Consider the following 18,301-nt stretch of genomic DNA (forward strand, 5'->3'; position numbering starts at 1 on the left):
CCTTCGCCCTCCCTCTCGACAGCCGCATGAGGAATCCGCGCGATGTCCGTCGCTCGTCTCAAGGTCCCGGAGCGCTCCAGCGAACGGCAGGAGCCGACCCCGTCAAATCCCGGTGAACAGGATCCGGTCGATGCCGTGATGGCGCGTGCGAGAGCCGCGCAAAGAACCTTCGCACATGCCGACCAGGAGACCGCGGATGCTGCCGTGCGGGCTCTGGCCTGGTCCCTCTACAACCCGAAACATGCCCGCGAACTCGCCGAGCTGGCGGTCGAGGATACCGGGCTCGGAAACGTCGCCGACAAGATCGTCAAGAAGCAGCGCAAGACCTTCGGCACCTTGCGCGATCTCCTCCGCGCCCCATCGGTCGGCGTGATCGAGCGCGACGAGGCGCGAGGTCTGGTCAAATATGCCAAACCGATGGGCGTGATCGGCGCGGTGACGCCCTCGACCAATCCGGGCGCGACTCCGGTCAACAAGGCGATGATGGCCTTGAAGGGCCGCAATGCCATCGTCATCGCTCCGTCGCCCCTCGGCTACCGCACCACCGCCCGCATCGTCGATCTGATGCGCCAGGAACTCGCGGCGATCGGCTTGGCCGAGGATTTGGTGCAGATCCTTCCCGCTCCGGTGACCAAGGAGGCGACGGAAGCGCTGATGAAGTCCTGCGACCTCATCGTCGTGACCGGCTCGCAGGACAATGTCCGCCGCGCCTATTCGAGCGGGACGCCAGCCATCGGGGTCGGCGCCGGCAACGTTCCCGTGATCATCGACGAGACCGCCGATCTCGACGCGGCGGCCGCGCGGATCCGCGACTCGAAGATCTTCGACAACTCGACTTCCTGCTCATCTGAGAACGCCGTCGTCATCGTCGATGCGGTCTACGACGCAGCCATCGCCGCCCTGGAGCGGGCCGGCGCCTATCGCTGCACGCCGGAGGAGCGCCAACGCGTGATCGAGCGTCTCTGGGTCAAGGGGAAGCTCAACCGCGACCTCATCGCCCGCAACCCCGACGTGCTGGCCCAGGCCTTCGACCTGCCGGCGCAGGCGCAGGGCAGGAGCTTTTTCCTCGTCGAGGAGACCGGCATCGGCAAGGGATACCCACTCTCGGGGGAGAAGCTCGCCCTCGTCCTCACGGTCTATCGCGCCAGCGATTTCGCGGACGCCAAGGAGCGCGTGCGCGCGATCCTCGAGCATCAGGGCAAGGGGCATTCCTGCGGACTGCACACCACGGACATGGACCGCGCCCGCACGCTCGCGGAGGATCTCGAGGTGGTGCGGGTCCTTGTGAATTTCGCCCACACCTTCGGCAACGGCGGCGGTTTCAATTCCGGCCTCGGCTTCACCCTCAGCATGGGTTGCGGCTCCTGGCAGAAGAATTCGATCTCCGAGAACCTGAGCTACCGGCACATGATCAACATCACCCACCTCGTCACGCCGATCCCGGAGGACAAGCCGACCGAGCAGGAGCTGTTCGGACCGCATTGGAAGCGGATCGGGTACGAGGCCGAATCGGCCGGGCAGATGGAGGCCGCGCGATGAATTTTCTTGAGCACGTTGCCAAGGCGCGGGTGCTGGCGCCCGCCGGCATTCCCGTCCCGCGCGCCGTCCACTGCGGCACACCGGAGGAGGCACAGGCCGCCTTCGCCGAACTCGGTCCCTGCATGGTCAAGGCGCAAGTGCCGACAGGCAAGCGCGGCAAGGCGGGCGGCATCAAGCCGGCGAACACGGCCGAGGAAGCGCGTGCCCGTGCGGCCGACATCCTCGGCATGCAGATCGACGGACATCCCGTCGGCTCGGTGCTGCTGGAGGAGCAGGCCCGGATCGCGCGCGAGTTCTACGCGGCGATCCTGATCGATACCGTCGGCCGCCGCCCGCTGGTCCTGTTCTCGACCGAGGGCGGGATGGATATCGAGGAAGTAGCCGCAACGCGTCCGGACGCTCTGCGCCGCCACCGGGTCGACCTCGACAGCGGCTTCGACGCGGCGGCGGCGCGCGCGATGCTGTCGGGCCTCGACCTTTCGGGGGCCGAGGAACAGGTCGCCGGCATCCTTGTCGCGCTTTACGCGACCAGCGGCAGGATCGATGCCGAGCTGATCGAAATCAACCCGCTCGCGCTCCTCGCCGATGGCCGCGTCGTCGCGCTCGACTGCAAGCTCACGCTCGACGATTCGGCCGCCTTCCGGCAGACCGATCTCGCAGGGTCGGCGGCGGAAGAGCCGATGACCGACCTCGAGCGTGAGGGAGCCGCCAACGGGCTCAAGTTTATCCAACTCGACGGCGATGTCGGCGTGCTCGCCAACGGCGCCGGGCTGACCATGACGACGATGGACGTGATCAGCCATTGCGGCGGTCGTCCGGCTAACTTCCTGGAGATCGGCGGCGAGGCCTATACCAAGTCGGAAGCGGCGCTGAAGCTGGTGCTGTCCAATCCCGGTGTCAAAAGCCTCGTCGTCAATTTTTGCGGGGCTTTCGCCCGCACCGATGTGATGGCCGAGGGCGTCGTCACGGCCTGGAAGCGGCTTGCCCCGGACATCCCGGTCTTCTTCTCGATTCACGGGACCGGCGAGGACGAGGCGGTCCGCCTCGTCCGCGAGGGACTCGGACAGGAGCCCTTCGACTTGATGGAGGACGCGGTCCAGGCGGCCGTCGATGCCGCCCATTCAGGGGCACATCCGGCCGCACAATCGCAAGCGAGCGGGGGAGCCGCACGATGATCATCTACCGTCAGTCCGCCCGCGTGCTCGTTCAGGGCATCACCGGCAAGCAGGGCACCTTCTGGACCCAGAAGATGATGGAATGCGGCACGCGGGTGGTCGCCGGCGTCAACCCGAAGCGGGCCGGCGAGCAGCATCTCGGGGTGCCGGTCTACGCCACGGCGAAGGCCGCCATGGCCGAGTCGCCCTTCGACGTCGCAGTGATGTTCATTCCACCAGCCATGGCGCGCGAGGCCGCCCTCGATGCGATCGAGGCCGGAGCTCGCACGGTGGTGATCCTGACGGAGCACATTCCGGCGCGCGACGTCATCGCGATCCATCATGCCGCGGCGCGCCACCGGACCCGCGTCATCGGACCGAACACGGCCGGGATCGTCACGCCGGGCGAGGGGTTCGTCGGCATCATGCCGGGGCACAACCCGAACATCTTCCAGCCGGGCGAAGTCGGCGTGATCTCGCGCTCCGGCAGCCTCGGCACGCTGATCTGTCTCAATCTCACCCGCGCCGGTTTCGGCCAATCGGCCTTCCTCGGCATCGGCGGCGACCCGATGATCGGCACCACGACGCGCGATGCCCTCCAGGCACTCGACGAGGACCCGCGCACCCGCGCCGTGGTACTCGTCGGAGAGATCGGCGGCGCGATGGAGGAAGCGGCGGCGGAATACGCGGCCGGCATGGCGAAGCCGGTCGTGTCCTTCATCGCCGGACGTGCCTCGCCGCCCGGCAAGAAGATGGGGCATGCCGGCGCGATCGTCTCCGGCACCCTGGGCAGCTACGATGGGAAGCGCCGTGCTCTCGAGGCGGCGGGCGTCGCCGTGGCCGACACGCCGGCCGAGATCCCCGGGCTGCTCGGCGCGGGACCGCGCGACAGGCTGCGTCAACCGGCGGCTCACGCCCTTTCGGTTTGAAGCCGCGCCGGGCGCACTCTTCGCGGCAACTTCAATCTTGAGGGGCGGCCCGATTACGAACCGAGCAGGCCGTCCCGGGTCCGGCGGATCCCTTTGGCTCGATGGATCTCAGCTACGATGGGGCCGGCGGCGTGTCAGACCCCGACAATGGTCCTGACATGTCCAACGAGCGCGGCGACGCTGCTGAACCGCTCGGCAAAATCCGGATCGAAATAGATCGCGCGGGCAGCGACAATCGCAACGACCGCCGCCCAGAACAAGCCGACACCGGACCGCAGCGCGATACGCGACGCGGCGGTGTGCTCCTGATCGATCGCCTGGGGGACGGGCTCGCCGAAAGAGTCGAACTGAACGGGGCGCATGGCAACCGGTGGGATAGCGACCGAAAGGGTCTGCGGAGAAGCCGAATGGCAACTCTAAAGGTTGGGTGAGTGTAGCCTGGAAGCAATGGCGCTGTTTTTCGTATTTGCGGCGCAAACGAGAGACTCCTTCTCTCGAAACCAAGCGCGAGAGAAATTTTGTCCCCGCCGCTCGGAACGACGGGCTTCGTCCGGGTCCGCGCGATCGAGCTCAAGGCGCCGCCAAGCCAGCGATCCGATTCCATCCCGTCGCACGAGCCGCGAGGGCGCGTCCTCGCAATCGGATCTTCACCCCCGCGGCGCCACATCCGGTCCATGCCAGCGGATGAGCTTGTACGAGGGTGTCGTTTTGACGAAGCCCTTCTATGTCAGGCGCGACGTCCCTACGGTCGATGATGATATCTTTGCCCTCAACCCGCCGGGCTGGCGTGCCGGGCGCGCCGGGGCTGACGCGACCAGAAAGGACGGATCATGGCGCTCTATCGGCTGGGCGAGCACGCCCCGCATATCGCGGACCCGAACCGGATCTGGATCGCTCCGGGCGCCCATGTCATCGGCCGGGTCCGGATCGGCCTCGACGTCGGCATCTGGTTTGGCGCGGTGATCCGCGGAGACAGCGATCCGATCGAGATTGGCGAGCGCACCAACATCCAGGACGGGGCGGTGCTGCACGCCGACCCGGGCTTCCCCCTCACGATCAGCGAGGGTGTCACCGTTGGGCACGGCGCGATCGTTCACGGCTGCACGATCGGCGCCGACACCCTGATCGGCATGGGCGCCACCGTGCTCAACGGGGCCCGCATTGGCCGAGGCTGCATCGTCGGCGCGAACGCCTTGGTCCGCGAGGGCGCGGAATTCCCCGACGGAAGTCTCATCGTCGGCGTGCCCGCCAAAGCCGTTCCGCCCAAAGACATGGACATCACCGCGATGACCCGGCAGGTGGCCGAGCACTACGTCCGCAACGGCCAGCGCTTCCTGAAAGATTTAGTGCCCGTCGTACCGGAGCGCTCTTGAGAGGTTCCGATGCTGGAGAAGCGGCGAGCGCCTGCTGCGTAAGGCGGGCAGCAGGCGCTCCGAGGCCGGGATGGCTGCCGCCGCCCCGTCAGGTTGCCTGGAGGGCGGCCTTCACCTTGGCCGGCGTGAACGGCACCGAGCGCAGGCGCACGCCCGTCGCGTCGAAGATCGCGTTCGAAATCGCCGCCGGGACGATGGCGGCCGAGGGTTCGCCCGCGCCCCAGGGCTTCTCGGTGGGCCGGTCGATCAGGTCGATCACGACTTCCGGCACATCGGGGAAGGTCAGAATCGGGTAGCTCGTCCAGTCGAGGCTCGTCACCGCGCCCCGGTCGAACGTGACCTCCTCCATCAGCACGCGGCTCACCGTCTGGATGACGTTGCCATCGACCTGATTGCGCACGCCGTCCGGATTGATGATCTGCCCGCAATCCTGAGCCACGAAGAAGCGCGGCACGCGGACCCGCCCGGTCCGGCGATCGACCTCCACCTCGGCCACGCCGGCCACGTAGGTCCGATTCAGCTCGTACTTCACGTAGGACAGACCGCGCCCGCGCAGAACGTCGCCGGACGCCTCCTTCGCAGGCGATGGCCGGCTCTGCCACCCGGCGATCTCGGCGGCCCGCTTCAGCACCTCGATGCCGCGCGGATCCTTGAGCGCACGAAGTCGGTAGTCGAGCGGGTCGGTTCCCGCCGCCGCGGCACACTCGTCGAGGAAAGCCTCGTTGGCGTAGGTGTTCTGCATCCGGCCCGGAGTGCGGATCCAGGACGGCCGGAACGGCGTCGTGGCCAGGCGATGACAGATCGTACGCACGTTCGGGAAGGCGTAGGGCAGCGCCGAGTTCTGGATGATGTTGCCCGGCGACATCGTGGTTTCGTGCGGCAGCCCGGCAAGGTCGGCCGCCACCAGCGGCACGTTGCCGGCCGCACCCTCCGGGACGTGGAACTGCGAGGACCAGGCGGCCACGTTGCCCTGGCCGTCGAGCCCCGCCTTCAGGTCGATCAGCGTCGGCGGGCCCTTCGGGTCCCAACCGTGCTCGTCGGCGCGCGACCACTGCACCCGCACCGGCCGGCCGACCGCCCGGGCGAGCAGCGCCGCGTCCCCTGCCGCGTCCTCGTGGCCGTTGCGGCCGTAGCAGCCCGACCCCTCGACGTAGATGCAGCGCACCGCCTCCGGCGCGAGGCCGGTCATCGCCGCAAGCTGCTTGCGCAGCGCGTGCGTCATCTGCGAGGCCGTCCAGCAGGTGAGCAGCCCGTCCTTGAATTCCGCGATCGCGCAGGAGGGCCCGATCGAGCCGTGGGTGTGGATGGCGAAGTCGTAGCTCGCCTCCAGGACGCGCGCGGCCTGTCCGAGGGCGGACTCGGCATCGCCCGTGCTGCTGGTGACGTCGTCCTTCGTCACACGGGTGGCGCGCACGTGCTGCCAGAGCTTGTCCTGCTCGGGAAGGCCCTCCCATCGCGACCATGTCGCCTTGAGTTGTCCGGCGGCCTTCACGGCCGCCCACTCCTTCTCGGCAACTACGGCGAGGAAATTGCCCTGACGGACGACCCGGATGACGCCGGGGATCCCCGCGACCGAGGTCTCGTCCACGCTTTGCAGCTCCGCGCCGATGGTCGGCGGACGGACCACGCGGGCATGCACCATGCCGGGCACGCGGTAATCCTGCATGTAGGTGAAGCGGCCGGTGATCTTCTCGGGAATGTCGATGCGAGCCACCGATTTGCCGACGAGGGCGAAGGTCGCCGGGTCCTTGGTGGTCACGGCGGGATCGATCTTCAGGTCGAGGCGCCCGTCCTTTATGAGTTCCGCATAGGTGATGCCCGTCCCGCCGGCCTTCGGCCTCACGGTGCCGTTCTCGCTCACCAGCGCCTCGGCGGGCAGGCCGAGTCGCTCGGCGGCGAGGCGAACGAGGCGGGTCCGCGCTGTCGCGGCCGCCTGCCGGATCTCGACGCCGCCCTTCTGGATCGACAGGCTGCCGTAGGTCGGCCCCTGATCGGGGGTCAGCGCGGTATCACCCTGCACGACCGTCACGCGCTCGAGGGGCAGGTCGAGTTCCTCGGCAGCCATCTGCGCCAATGCGGTCTTGATGCCGGTGCCGAGATCGACCTTGCCGGAGAAGATCGTGGCGCGACCGTCGGCGCCCAGCGCCAGGAAGCTGTCGACTTGATCCGGCGCGACCGGCTTCGAGAAGCCGTTGGTGGCGACCGGCGCGAAGACCGGCTGCGCGAGGGCATCGCGACCGGTCAGCGAGAAGCCGACGACAAGGGCGCCGCCCTGAAGGAGCAGGCTGCGACGGGAGAGTGTGGGCGCGTTCATCGCTGTGGCCTCCCTCAGAGCGTGCCGGCGGCGCGCTGGACGGCGCGCACGATCCGCAGGTGGGTGCCGCAGCGGCAGAGATTTTGCGCCAGCGCCTGGCGGATCGCCGCCTCATCCGGCTTCGGTGTCTGGTTCAGGAGGGCCGCCGACTGCATGATCATGCCGTTGATGCAGTAGCCGCACTGCGCCGCCTGCTCCTCGATGAAGGCCGCCTGCACCGGGTGGAGCTTGTCCGGCCCCCCGAGGCCTTCGAGGGTCACGATCTTCGCTCCCGGCTTCAGGCCGGAGACCGGCGTGATGCAGGAGCGCACCGCCTGCCCGTCGATATGCACCGTGCAGGAGCCGCACTGGCCGAGGCCACAGCCGAAGCGCGGGCCGTGCAGGCCGAGATCGTCGCGCAGAACGTAGAGAAGCGGCGTTTCGGGGTCGTCCACGGTCACGCGCGCCGCGTGCCCGTTCACGTCCAGCGACATCTGCTGTGCCATGGGGCGTCTCCCTGGAACTATTCTCGAATGCTGGGCCTATACCCGGCGCGGGGCCGGGGCAACGCGACCGGGTCGCAACCAGCGTTTCAATTCCGCCGCGATACCGGTCCGACCCGGTGTCGCCAGGGAGGTTTCATGTCTTCGTCTGGCATCCGCCGTCCCGCCTTGGCCGTCGCGCTGTTCCTGACAGTCGGTCAAGCCGGCGCCGCCGAACCGATCGCCCAGGACTGGCCGGAGCCCGCACGCAAGGCCGCCGCCGCGATGGTGGCGAAGTACGGGGCTCCGCAGGAACAGACGGCAACCCTGCTGATCTGGTACCGGAACGGGCCCTGGATCCGAACCGTGGTGCATAAGGTGGGCGCCGAGCACGACTTTCCGGCCAAGCATAGCGACGTCTTGGAGCAGAGCCTGCCCTACAAGGTGCCGCTCAACCTCTACAGTGCGGTGGCGACCTTCAACGGCAGCGTGATCCCGGATCGGACACGGGGAACCCTCACGGCCTTCGGTGCGACTGAAGCCGACAACGTGCTGAGCCTGAACCTCGCCCGCGCGGTGGTGCGTGGCGAGTTAAGTCCGGAACAGGCCCGGGAGAAGCAGGTCGCCGCGACGCGGGACATGCGGGAACAGAAGGTGCCCGAGCTGGCTGCGAAGCTGACGGTCGAGCAGCAGCAGGAGGGCGACGTTTCCGACCCGGACACCGCGATGATCCTGCCCCCGGGACGCGCCCCGTAGCTGCCTTTCCTCCCATTTCGGGCTGCTCCCTTACGAGGGAACGCAGCGACCGCCTTGAAGACCCGCATCCTTGCGGCAAAGACGTGGTATCGGGCGCACCTGTTGTCTCCGGCTCTGCCGTTAGTCACATCGATGGAACGTCAGGTCGAGGCGAGGGAATTGACAGCGCCCATCGCCGCCGAATAGCTAAGCTTCGACGGTTCCCCTCGGGGATCAAAAGGGAACGCGGTGAGGGCGCAAGCTCGATGCCGCGGCTGCCCCCGCAACTGTAAGCGGCGAGCCTTCCGCCACCATGTCACTGGGCAGCCTCGCCCGGGAAGACGGTGAGAGGGCAGCGACCCGCGAGCCAGGAGACCTGCCGTCAGTCGTGGTCACACGCGAAACGCGTCGGGCGGGGTGTCCTGACGGGTGTCGAAGCCCCGCTCTTCCTGAGAGGAGGCGGTGCGCCGAGGCCTCGTTCGCGGTGACGTGCCACTGCCGTTACCCGAGGCTCCTCGTTCCATGTTGCCTGCTGACCGCACCCGCTCGCCCGTCGAGCGCCTGCCCGCTGCCCTGTTGCTCTCGACCGGCACTCTGGTTCTGAGCGCGACCGCTCCGACGGCGCAGGAGCGCTCGGAAAGCGTGACGCAATCCCACGCCGTCGCCCTGGACGAACTGGCCGTTCAGGGGACTGGGTCCGGCACGCGGCTTCTGGCGGGCGCGCCCTACACGGCCGCGCCGACCGGGCTGAATCTCACCGCGCCGAACCGGAGCGGCAGTCGCCTCGACTTGTCTCCGCTGGAGACGCCCGCCAGCATCGAGGTGATATCGGGCCAGAAGATCCGCGAGCGCGGGCAGGAGACGGTGCAGGAGGCGATCACGCAGAACGCTGCCGGCATCACGACGATCGGCGCACCCGGAAATGGTCTCGGCGCCTACACATCCCGCGGCTTCGCCGGGGTCAACTCGGTGATGCAACTGTACGACGGCACTCGGCTCTATGTCGGGGCCGGAACGATCACCTACCCCTTCGATACCTGGAACGTCGATCGCATCGAGGTGCTCCGCGGGCCGGCGTCCGTCCTGTATGGAGACGGCGCGATCGGCGGTGTCATCAACGTCGTGCCCAAGAAGCCGGTCGCCGTCCCGATCAACACCGCCCGTGCCGCGCTCGGATCGGACGGCGTCAAGCGCCTCGCCTTCGACAGCGGCGGACCGGTCGGCGAAACCGTGTTCTACCGCCTCAACGTCAGCGCCAATCAGGCCGATGGCTGGCTGCGCCAGAACGGCGCCTTCGCCAACCTCGCGATCTCGGGCGCCGTGCTCTACCAAGCCACGCCCGACCTCGCCTTCACCCTCTCGCACGATTACGGCTACCAGGAACCGTCGCGCTACTTCGGCACGCCGCTGATCGTCGGCCGGATCGATCCGCGCACACGGTTCAACAACTACAACGTCGATGACAGCCGCATCGTCTTCAAGGACAACTGGACCCAGTTCAAGACCGAGTGGACGCCCAGCGCCGACATCACGATCCGAAACACGGCCTACCGCCTCGTATCGGACCGGCACTGGCGCAATGTCGAGACCTATGCATTCGTGCCGAACACCGGCCTGATCCGCCGCACCAACCCGATCGAGATCTTCCACAACCAGGAACAGATCGGCAATCGCTTCGATGCCGCTTTCAAGGGCGAGCTGTTCGGCCTTCGCAATGAATTCGTCGCCGGCTTCGACGTCAATCACATCAGGTTTTCGCACACCAACAACTCGCCCTATCGTGGTGAGTCCGTCGTGGACCCGTTCATTTTCAGTCCAGGCGTCTTCTCCAGCCTCGATCCGACCACGCTCGGCTACGTGACCACGTCCGATCAGTACTCTCTGTTCGCGGAGGATCGCCTCGTGCTGACCGATCAGCTCTCGCTGATCGCCGGTGTGCGCTACGATGCACCCACGGTCCACCGGGAGGATCCACGCAGTCCTTCGGCAGGATTCACCAAGGATTTCAGCGCGCTCAGCTATCGCTTCGGCGCGGTCTACAATCCAACGCCCGACAGCTCGCTGTACGCAAGTTACGCTACCGCGGTCGATCCCGTGAATTCCCTGATCACGCTGACGCTCGCGCAGAAGGATTTCGAACTCTCGACCGGCGAGCAGATCGAGATCGGCTACAAGCAGTCGTTCTGGGAAGGCCGCGGCGAGTTCACTCTGGCCGGCTACCGGATCAAGAAGGACAATCTGCTGACGGCGGACCCGCTACGGCCGTCCGTGTCGGTTCAGGTCGGCAGCCAATCCTCGCACGGCGTCGAAGCGTTCGCCTCCGTCGGCCTATGGGAGAACTGGCGCGTGGAGGGCAACATCGCGCTGCTGCTCGCCCAATACGATGATTTCCAGCAGGCCGTCGGCGGCGTCGCCGTCAACTTCGCCGGAAATCAGCCGATCAACGTTCCCGAGCGCATCGCAAATCTCTGGCTGAGCTGGTCGTTCGCTCCGCGCTGGCAGGCTCGCGCCGGTGTGCAGTTCGTCGGCGAGACCTACAGCGACTTCGCCAACACGGTCCGGCGGCCGGCCTACGAGGTCGTCAATGCGAGCGTGGACTATCGCGTCAGCGAGACCTCGCACTTCAGCGTGCGCGCCTACAACCTGCTCGACAAGATCTACCCCGTAACGGGCAGTTCGGCGTCGTGGCTGCTGGGGCGGCCCCGCTCGGTCGAAGTCGCATACGCCGTCACGTTCTGAGGGCGCCTAGTCAGGCCGTGCGAGCGGAGCAAGCGGCTCCGGCTCGGCGGTCGGTCACTCAGGCCGGCCGCGCCTCAAGTGTTCGGTCCGAGCGGGACCGGGCACCGATGGAACGCGAAAGCTTTGAGCGTGCGTCATCCTGAGCTGCGGCCGCGGCAAGACGTTTCTCGATGCGCGTGACCTGCATCGGATACCAGCGGCTTCCCCTCGCGGAAGGAATGCCGAGGGCATTGAGGGCGTTGGCGACCTCCTCCAGCGTGAGCGCGCCGGCCGCGCGGATCTCACGGAGGATCGGCGCCACCTCCGCTGCCCGCTCCCGGCTTCGCGACGTGGCTTCGCCGCGGTGCAGGCTTTCCGCCAGCGGGCGCGGCGGGATCGCGACGGAGGCATCGGATCGGACGGCCACGGGCCTCACCTGTCGTTCCGCCGTGAAACGTGCATAGAACTCGCGGCGGCGCACCAACGTCTCCGGCGTGCGGCTGATGCCGTGGCGCGCCTCGGCTTCCGCGACTGCGGCCATGATGCCGAGCGAGTGCTCGCTGACCTCCGGACGGTCGGCGGCCGAAAATCGCACGTTCCGCGCACGCAGGTCCCTTCCGAGTGCTCGAAGGAAGTCGGCATCCCCGCTCAGCGGATCGAACTCGGCCATGAGCAGCGCTGCCCCGTGGCGGAGGCAGACGGCGAGCGCCGCCTGAAGGCCGGGCCGCTGCGGATCGGACGCGCGCTCGACGACCTCACCCACCAGCCGCCCACACCGGCCGACATGCCGCGAGACCGCCTCGCGCTGAGAGGTTAGGCTGTCGGGAAAATTCTGTCCGGTCGCAGCGGATCGAAGGTAGGAAACAAACAGATCTGGAGACATCTGCAGTCGGCCGCTCTTGCGTCCTTGTGGGAACGTCGTGCCGGCGCTCTGCTCCGGGACGATCCCCTCGATCGAACATCGCACCGCGAACTGCCCCGATGCGGAGATACGGTTGTGAACGACAGCTACGGCGCCATCAATATGAATCAGACAGCCGTTGATGTGAGACTCGAACTTGGTGGGACGGTTGGTGTCGGAGGGAACTCCGTGGCGGTGTCCGACCTGATGGTGGTGTTCGAGGCCATCACCCAGACAGGTTCTGTCCAGGGCTTCGCGGATGCGCTTGGTCTCTCATACCGTGCGGCTTGGGCGCGCCTACAATCCTACGAGGCGGCCCTGGGTCGACCGCTGGTGCACAAGACCCGCGGTCACGGAACAGTCCTCACCGAATTCGGCGCGTCGCTGGCGGACGCGTTCGCCGCCGCAGCTGGTGGGCTCGAAGCCGGTCTCCTGCGCGAGACTCGCGCCATCGAGTTGCGCCTTCGTGAACTCCTCACGGGACGGACGGGCGCGCTCACCCTGGCTGCGAGCCACGATCCATTGCTCATCGAGGCCCTGGGCACGGTCGGCGGATTCGACCTGTCGGTGATGGGCAGCCGTGCCGCGGTCGACCGCCTTCTCGATGGCGCCGTCGATGCCGTGGGCTTTCATTGCGGCGCGCGCGGCCCCGGTGCAGCTGGTCCTCCCTTCTCGTCGATCGAGGCGGCCGGACTCACCCTTCATCCGCTTTTCGAACGCGAACAGGGGCTGCTGCTCGCCCCCGGCAACCCCCACGGCATTCGCAGCCTGACCGACCTGACGGCCGAGGGCGTGCGCTACGTCAATCGCCAGAAGGGATCGGGCACACGCGACTGGTTCGACCGCATACTGGCCGAGGCCGGCCTGCCCGCCACGGCGATTCAGGGTTACGCGGTTGAGGAATTCACGCACCAAGCGGTCGCCGCCCTGATCGCCTGCGGGGCGGCGGATGCCGGATTGGGGGTGCGGGCGTCGGCCGAGCGGCTCGGCCTCGAATTTCTTCCGGTCGGATGGGAGACCTATTATCTCGCGTCGAGCCAGTCTCTGGTCGCGCCGGCTCTCGACGATCTGATCGCCGCGGTGCGGACGCGGGCCGCTGGCCTGTCCGGCTATCGACCGATCGATCCGGGGACAAAGTAGGCTGAAGAGCGCGGTTTCCGGAGCCTCGCATTCGGAACTCGCCGCTGCGGAGTCGAGCTGCTCCGGGCGGCGCAATGCGGGATCGTCACCGACCCGGCGGTTCCCGCCTCGGTCATGCGATCACCGCTTCGGTGTCCCATCACCGGCCGAGTTTCGGAGGCCTATCGGCGCCTCGCTTCGGAGCGCTGCGCCGTGACCCGCTGCAAGATGCGCGAGAGCTGCTCGGCCGAGTAGGGCTTCTGCAGGAGCTCGAAACCGTGGCTGCCTTCCTGGGCGAGCACGTGGCTGTAGCCCGAGGTCAGCACGACGGGCAGATTCGGGAACCGCCGCTTGATCTCCTGGGCCAACTCGACGCCGTTCTTGCCCGGCATCACCACGTCCGAGAACACCGCGTCGAACAACGCGCCCCTCTCCGCGAGATGGGCCAGCGCGGCGTCCGCATTGGCTGCCCACGTCGTCACGTAGCCGAGATCCTCCAGGATCTGAGTGGCGAAACGCCCGACTTCGACATTGTCCTCGACCACCAGCACCTGCTGGCCGAAGCCGCCGGGCTCGACCGGACCTGTCATCCCGTCTTCCTCGACGGCTGAGGCCTCGGGCTCGACCTCGGGCAGGTAGAGCGTGAACGTCGTGCCACGACCGGGAGTGCTGTCGACGGCGACATCGCCTCCCGACTGCTTGGCGAAGCCGAAGACCTGAGAGAGGCCGAGGCCGGTGCCCTTGCCGACCTCCTTGGTGGTGAAGAACGGCTCGAAGACGTGCGCCAGGACAGCCGGTGCGATCCCGGAGCCGGTGTCATGCAGCGAGACCGCCGCGAATGGGCCCTGCGCGCCCGCATGGCCGCGGATGGCGGGCAGCGAGACGCCGCGATCGAGGCGCAGCGTGAGCGTGCCTTCGCCCTCCATCGCGTCACGGGCATTGACCGCCATGTTGACGAGGGCGGTTTCGAACTGGCTCAGATCCACCTTGACGAAGCAGCGCCTGTCCGGGAGCTCGGTCACGATCTGAATGCGGGCGCCGGTGACTGTGTCGAGCAGGTCGGCCACGCTGCGCAGGCGGGCGCCGACATCGAGCGTCTCGGGCTTGAGCGCCTGCCGCCTCGCGAAGGCAAGGAGCTGGCCGGTCAGCTTGGCCGCCCGATCGACCGTTTCGGAGACAGCGATGAGGTAGCGGCTCCTGCGCTCCTCGGGCAGGTCGGGGCGGCGCAGGAAGTCCACCGACGAGCGGATGATGGTCAGCAGATTGTTGAAGTCATGGGCCACGCCACCGGTCAATTGGCCGACGGCCTCGAGCTTCTGCGACTGGCGCAGCGCCTCCTCGGCCTGCCGCAGCGCCTCGCCTTGTGCCCTCTCGGCGGTAACGTCGCGTCCGTAGGCATAGACCAGGTCGCCCTCGATGGCGGTGCGCCAGGAAATCCAGCGCGGGTGCCCTTCCTTATGCCGGTAGCGGTTCTCGAAATCGGTGAGTGGGCCGGTGCTGACGGCGCGTTCCAGGGCGGCCTGGGTCAGCTCGACATCGTCCGGCCAGATGAACTCACCGAAATGGCGGCCCACGACCTCTGCCGGGCCGTAGCCGAGGATGGCCTCCCAGGCCGGGTTCGCCGCGCGGAAGATGCCGTCCTCGCCGACCACGACGAGCAGATCGCGTGAGTTGCGCCAGACCCGGTCGTGCTCGGCCGTGCGTTCGGCCACCCGCCGCTCCAGGGCCTCGTTGAAGCTCACGAGCTCGGCCATCACCCGCTTCTGATCGTCGATATCGGTGCTGGTACCGACCCAGCGCAGCACCGCGCCGTCGCCCGCCACGACCGGCTGGCCGCGGCCTAGGAACCAGCGGTAGGTGCCGTCCGCCCGCCTCAGCCTGTATTCGCACTGGTAGCTGCCGACGGCCGTCACCGCGGCGAGCCATTCACGCGCCACCCGCTCGCGATCATCGGGGTGGATGATGGCCCACCAGCCCTCGGCATCGAGCTGGCCCTCGATGAGGCCGGCATAGGCGTAGACGCGCTCGTTGAACCAAGTGGCGCGCTCGTCCGCGTCGGTGGCCCATACGAAGTTCGGCAGCACCTGCGAGAGGACCCGGAACTGCTCCTCGCTCTCCCGTAGTGCAACCTCGGCGCGGACCCGGTCGGTGATGTCCACGCTGACGGCCAGCATGGCTGCAATCGTGCCGTCCTCGGAGCGCACCGCCGAGACGCTGTTGCGCACCCAGACGATCTCGCCGTCCGGACGGACATACCGCTTCTCGATGTCGAACGCGGTGCCATCGCGAGCCGCCGCCTCGAACGACGGGGCGTTGCGCGTGCGATCGTCCGGATGCGTGATCTCGAGCATGCGCGAGCCGAGCACCTCGTCACGCGAACGGCCGACGATGGTGCAGTAGGTCTCGTTCACTTCCGTGAAGCGGCCCTCCAGGTTGCTCAGGGCGAGCCCGGCGCCGGCCTGAGCGAAGACCGCCTTGAGGCGTGCCTCGCGATCGAGCAGGGCCGCCTCGGCCTGCTTGCGCGCGGTGATATCGATGGCCGTGCCGAGGACGCGCAGGCAACGCCCGCCCTCGAAGACGCCCCGTCCCTTGGCCGCGACCCAGCGCACGACGCCGTCCTCGCGGCCGATCGTGCGATACTCGACATCGTAGAGGGCGCGCCTGTCCGGATCGGCGGCGGCGGCGTAGGCGGCGCTGGTCGCCTCGCGATCTTCCGGGTGCAAGCCGGCATAATAGTCCGCCATCGACACCGGCACGTCCGGCGAGATGCCGAACATCGCCTTCACCCGCGCCGGCCAGAACAGGGTCCCGTTCACCTCGTCGACGTCCCAGAGCCCGATTTCCGCTGCCTCCGTCGCCAGGCGCAAGCGTCGCTCGCTCTCGCGCAACTGCTCCTCGACCTCCCGGCGAGCCGTGTCGTCGAGGTGAAGTCCATCCCAGATCAGGTGGTCGCCGACGTCGCGCGGTGCCGAGACGATCCGTGTCCAGAGGATGCTGCCGTCGGGACGGCGCATCGGTGCCTCGACGTCGAAATGTGCGAGTTCGCGGATGGCGGCCGCCTCGGCCTCGGCGACGCGCCCGCGATGGTCCGGCAGGAAGAGGTCATAGGCGGCGGCCGGATCGGCGAGCACCGCCTCTGCCGGCAAGCCGGTCATACGCTCGAAGCCCTGGGACACGTAGAGGAATCGGCGATCCGATCCGTCGCGCGGCGTGGCGATCTGGAAGACATAGCCGCCCGGAAGGTGGTCGGCGAGCGCCCTCTGGCGCGCCTCCGCCTCGCGCAGGCCGATCTCGGCACGGACACGGCCGGTCGTCTCGGTGCAGGCGCAGAACATGCCGGCGACCCGGCCTTGCTCGTCACGTATCGGCGAGTAGGAGAAGGTGAACCAGGTCTCTTCGGCGTAGCCGCGCCGATTCATAGTCAGCGGCAAGTCCTCCGACCACGTCGGCTCGCCCGCCAGTGCCCGGTCGATGAGTGGCTCGATGTCGGGCCAGATCTCCGGCCAGATCTCTTGAAAGCGTCCGCCGAGCGCCTTGGGATGCTTGTCCCCGAGGATCTCGGCGTAGGCGTCGTTGTAGAGGAACCCGAGTTCAGGTCCGAAGGCCACGAACATCGGGAAGCGCGACCCCAGCATCAGGCTGACCGTCGAGCGGAGGCAGGGAGGCCACGACGCGGGATGCCCGAGCGGCGAGCGAGACCACTCGTGGGAGCGCATCATCGCGCCCGTTTGCCCGCCTCCGGCGAGGAAGGGGAAGGCCGTGGCAGTGGCATTCTCGAACATCGGACCGGGGCAGTCTCGACCATTTCCGGATGGCTTCCCGCCGCACGATCCGGCTCAGGTTCAGCGTACCGGTATGACATCTGAAGGAAGAACCTAGAGCATAGAAGATCTGAGCAAACGGCTTTGATCGGCACATTCTTACCGAGTCGCGCGATTCCCGTGCGGGTCGGCCGAATGCAACTCTACGGGGTGTTGGGCCACCCTCGGGTAACCTTCGAATCCGCACCTGAAATGCATCGTGCGCCGATGGTAAGTCCCGTTCATCGCTCCGACCGGTCAAGCGGTCGCGAGCAGCCGCGCCGTCCGCTGCTGCCGTGTCAGGATTCCGCGCAGATGGGCGACGGCGCCTTCCTGCATGCCGCGCAGCGCCTGTGGATCGGTTTCTCCGTCGCGTCGCATCGAGACGTAGAACTCGAATCCCTCCGGCTCCGTCCCGGCGATCCGGTTCAGAACGAACGGAAACAGACCGAGCCGCGAGGCCGCCTCGACGACGTCGAGGAAGGAGAGGGGCGTGAAGACCCAGCAATGGCAATCCTGGTAGCGGCCCGAAGCGAGGGCCTCGCTCGCCTGCCGATGAGCCAGCGCCAAGGCGGCCTCGCCGCACAGCCGCGGTGCCCTCGCCGGATCGTCACCGGCCCAGATCTCGCCGGGGCCGATGGCCAGCGTCTCGTAGGTATGAGCGAAGATCTGGCGCGGACTTGGCCGGACGTAGTCCAGCAGATCCGCCTCGACCAGTTCCGCGATGGTGGACGCGGTCCGGCCGGCATCGAACATGAAGCGCCGGTCGGGAAGCGAGAGGTTGAGGACGCCGCCCGGCCGCAGGATGGCATGGATGCCGCGACACCATCCGAGCAGGTTCGGTACGTATTGCGCGACCTGCGCGGCGATGGCGAAGTCGAGCCCGTCCTGCCCGATCGACTCCGCCAGCGAGCCTGTGCCGGTCCAGGCATGATCGATCGGAACCGCTCCGGACAAGCCAGCCTGAGCATCGTGGGCATGATCGACATAGGCCACGCGGATGCCCTCGGGCAGGGGCGTCGGGTTGTTCGCCGGGCCGAATTCCAGCCCTTTCGCCTCGGGAAGCGGAACATCGTGCGTGAGGCGTGCGAGGCGCCGGTCGGTTGCTCGCCGATCTAGGAAGGCATCCAGTGACAGGGTACCGGAATGCATGCCGCGGATGCCTCGTCTCTCGGGCGATAGAAGGCTTGAGATTAACCGTCCGGCTTGGCCGCGTGCAATCGTCGGTGCGGGCTTTAGCGGGGACAGGGCAGGCGGC

The 18,301-nt window shown here is 67.6% G+C and carries 13 protein-coding genes and 1 riboswitch; of the genes, 7 read left to right on the forward strand and 6 right to left on the reverse strand.

Annotated features, from left to right (window positions below; genetic code table 11):
* The first annotated feature begins 42 nt into the window (after window positions 1-42).
* From sauS to sucD, 3 genes are read left to right on the forward strand one after another with little or no spacing between them, the layout of a single operon-like run.
* Window positions 43-1,539 carry an acylating sulfoacetaldehyde dehydrogenase gene (sauS, locus tag HNR01_RS01360; protein WP_183666162.1) on the forward strand — a complete coding sequence of 499 codons (1,497 nt, stop codon included), beginning with the start codon at window positions 43-45 and terminating at the stop codon, window positions 1,537-1,539.
* The gene (locus HNR01_RS01365) at window positions 1,536-2,714 is read left to right on the forward strand and encodes a succinate--CoA ligase subunit beta (RefSeq protein ID WP_017482861.1); all 1,179 of its coding nucleotides are present in this window, start codon (window positions 1,536-1,538) and stop codon (window positions 2,712-2,714) included. Before sauS ends, HNR01_RS01365 begins: the two co-directional genes overlap by 4 nt.
* Window positions 2,711-3,622, forward strand: a complete 912-nt coding sequence (gene sucD / locus HNR01_RS01370; protein ID WP_183666164.1) for a succinate--CoA ligase subunit alpha — start codon at window positions 2,711-2,713, stop codon at window positions 3,620-3,622. Before HNR01_RS01365 ends, sucD begins: the two co-directional genes overlap by 4 nt.
* Before the next feature lie 134 nt (window positions 3,623-3,756).
* Here the strand turns inward: sucD and HNR01_RS01375 are convergent, their stop codons facing one another.
* Entirely contained in the window at window positions 3,757-3,984 is a 228-nt protein-coding gene (locus tag HNR01_RS01375) for a hypothetical protein (protein ID WP_183666166.1), read from the reverse strand.
* Between the two features lie 468 nt (window positions 3,985-4,452).
* On the opposite strand from HNR01_RS01375, the gene HNR01_RS01380 reads away from it, so the two are divergent.
* A complete protein-coding gene (locus tag HNR01_RS01380) occupies window positions 4,453-4,995 on the forward strand; it encodes a gamma carbonic anhydrase family protein (RefSeq protein WP_017482864.1) in 543 nt (180 codons plus the stop codon).
* A gap of 88 nt (window positions 4,996-5,083) precedes the next feature.
* Here the strand turns inward: HNR01_RS01380 and HNR01_RS01385 are convergent, their stop codons facing one another.
* Both HNR01_RS01385 and HNR01_RS01390 read right to left on the reverse strand, forming a co-directional pair.
* Window positions 5,084-7,309: a xanthine dehydrogenase family protein molybdopterin-binding subunit gene (locus HNR01_RS01385; protein WP_153875215.1), complete on the reverse strand. Its 2,226-nt coding sequence runs from the start codon at window positions 7,307-7,309 to the stop codon at window positions 5,084-5,086.
* Between the two features lie 14 nt (window positions 7,310-7,323).
* Complete coding sequence (locus HNR01_RS01390; protein ID WP_153875214.1) at window positions 7,324-7,794, reverse strand: (2Fe-2S)-binding protein; 471 nt, start codon at window positions 7,792-7,794, stop codon at window positions 7,324-7,326.
* A gap of 135 nt (window positions 7,795-7,929) precedes the next feature.
* Between HNR01_RS01390 and HNR01_RS01395 the strand changes: the two genes are divergently transcribed.
* Window positions 7,930-8,526 (forward strand): hypothetical protein, encoded by a 597-nt coding sequence (locus HNR01_RS01395; RefSeq protein WP_183666168.1) that lies wholly within the window; start codon window positions 7,930-7,932, stop codon window positions 8,524-8,526.
* Between the two features lie 180 nt (window positions 8,527-8,706).
* A riboswitch (cobalamin riboswitch) is annotated at window positions 8,707-8,903 on the forward strand.
* Window positions 8,904-9,027: 124 nt separating this feature from the next.
* On the forward strand, window positions 9,028-11,244 hold the full coding sequence (locus tag HNR01_RS01400) for a TonB-dependent receptor (RefSeq protein ID WP_017482868.1): 2,217 nt from the start codon (window positions 9,028-9,030) through the stop codon (window positions 11,242-11,244).
* A 58-nt stretch (window positions 11,245-11,302) separates the two neighbouring features.
* Here HNR01_RS01400 and HNR01_RS01405 read toward each other — a convergent pair whose 3' ends face one another.
* Window positions 11,303-12,190 carry a recombinase family protein gene (locus tag HNR01_RS01405; protein WP_309236200.1) on the reverse strand — a complete coding sequence of 296 codons (888 nt, stop codon included), beginning with the start codon at window positions 12,188-12,190 and terminating at the stop codon, window positions 11,303-11,305.
* 30 nt (window positions 12,191-12,220) lie between these two features.
* On the opposite strand from HNR01_RS01405, the gene HNR01_RS01410 reads away from it, so the two are divergent.
* A complete protein-coding gene (locus HNR01_RS01410) occupies window positions 12,221-13,264 on the forward strand; it encodes a substrate-binding domain-containing protein (protein WP_375373194.1) in 1,044 nt (347 codons plus the stop codon).
* Between the two features lie 161 nt (window positions 13,265-13,425).
* On the opposite strand, the gene HNR01_RS01415 is transcribed toward HNR01_RS01410, so the two are convergent.
* Together HNR01_RS01415 and HNR01_RS01420 are read right to left on the reverse strand one after the other, a co-directional pair.
* Window positions 13,426-16,878 carry a PAS domain-containing protein gene (locus tag HNR01_RS01415; protein ID WP_183666170.1) on the reverse strand — a complete coding sequence of 1,151 codons (3,453 nt, stop codon included), beginning with the start codon at window positions 16,876-16,878 and terminating at the stop codon, window positions 13,426-13,428.
* Between the two features lie 423 nt (window positions 16,879-17,301).
* Window positions 17,302-18,195, reverse strand: a complete 894-nt coding sequence (locus HNR01_RS01420) for a class I SAM-dependent methyltransferase (protein WP_183666172.1) — start codon at window positions 18,193-18,195, stop codon at window positions 17,302-17,304.
* Window positions 18,196-18,301 lie beyond the last annotated feature (106 nt).

The sequence above is a fragment of the Methylorubrum rhodesianum genome, from assembly GCF_014199985.1.
Taxonomy (GTDB): Bacteria; Pseudomonadota; Alphaproteobacteria; order Rhizobiales; family Beijerinckiaceae; genus Methylobacterium; species Methylobacterium rhodesianum.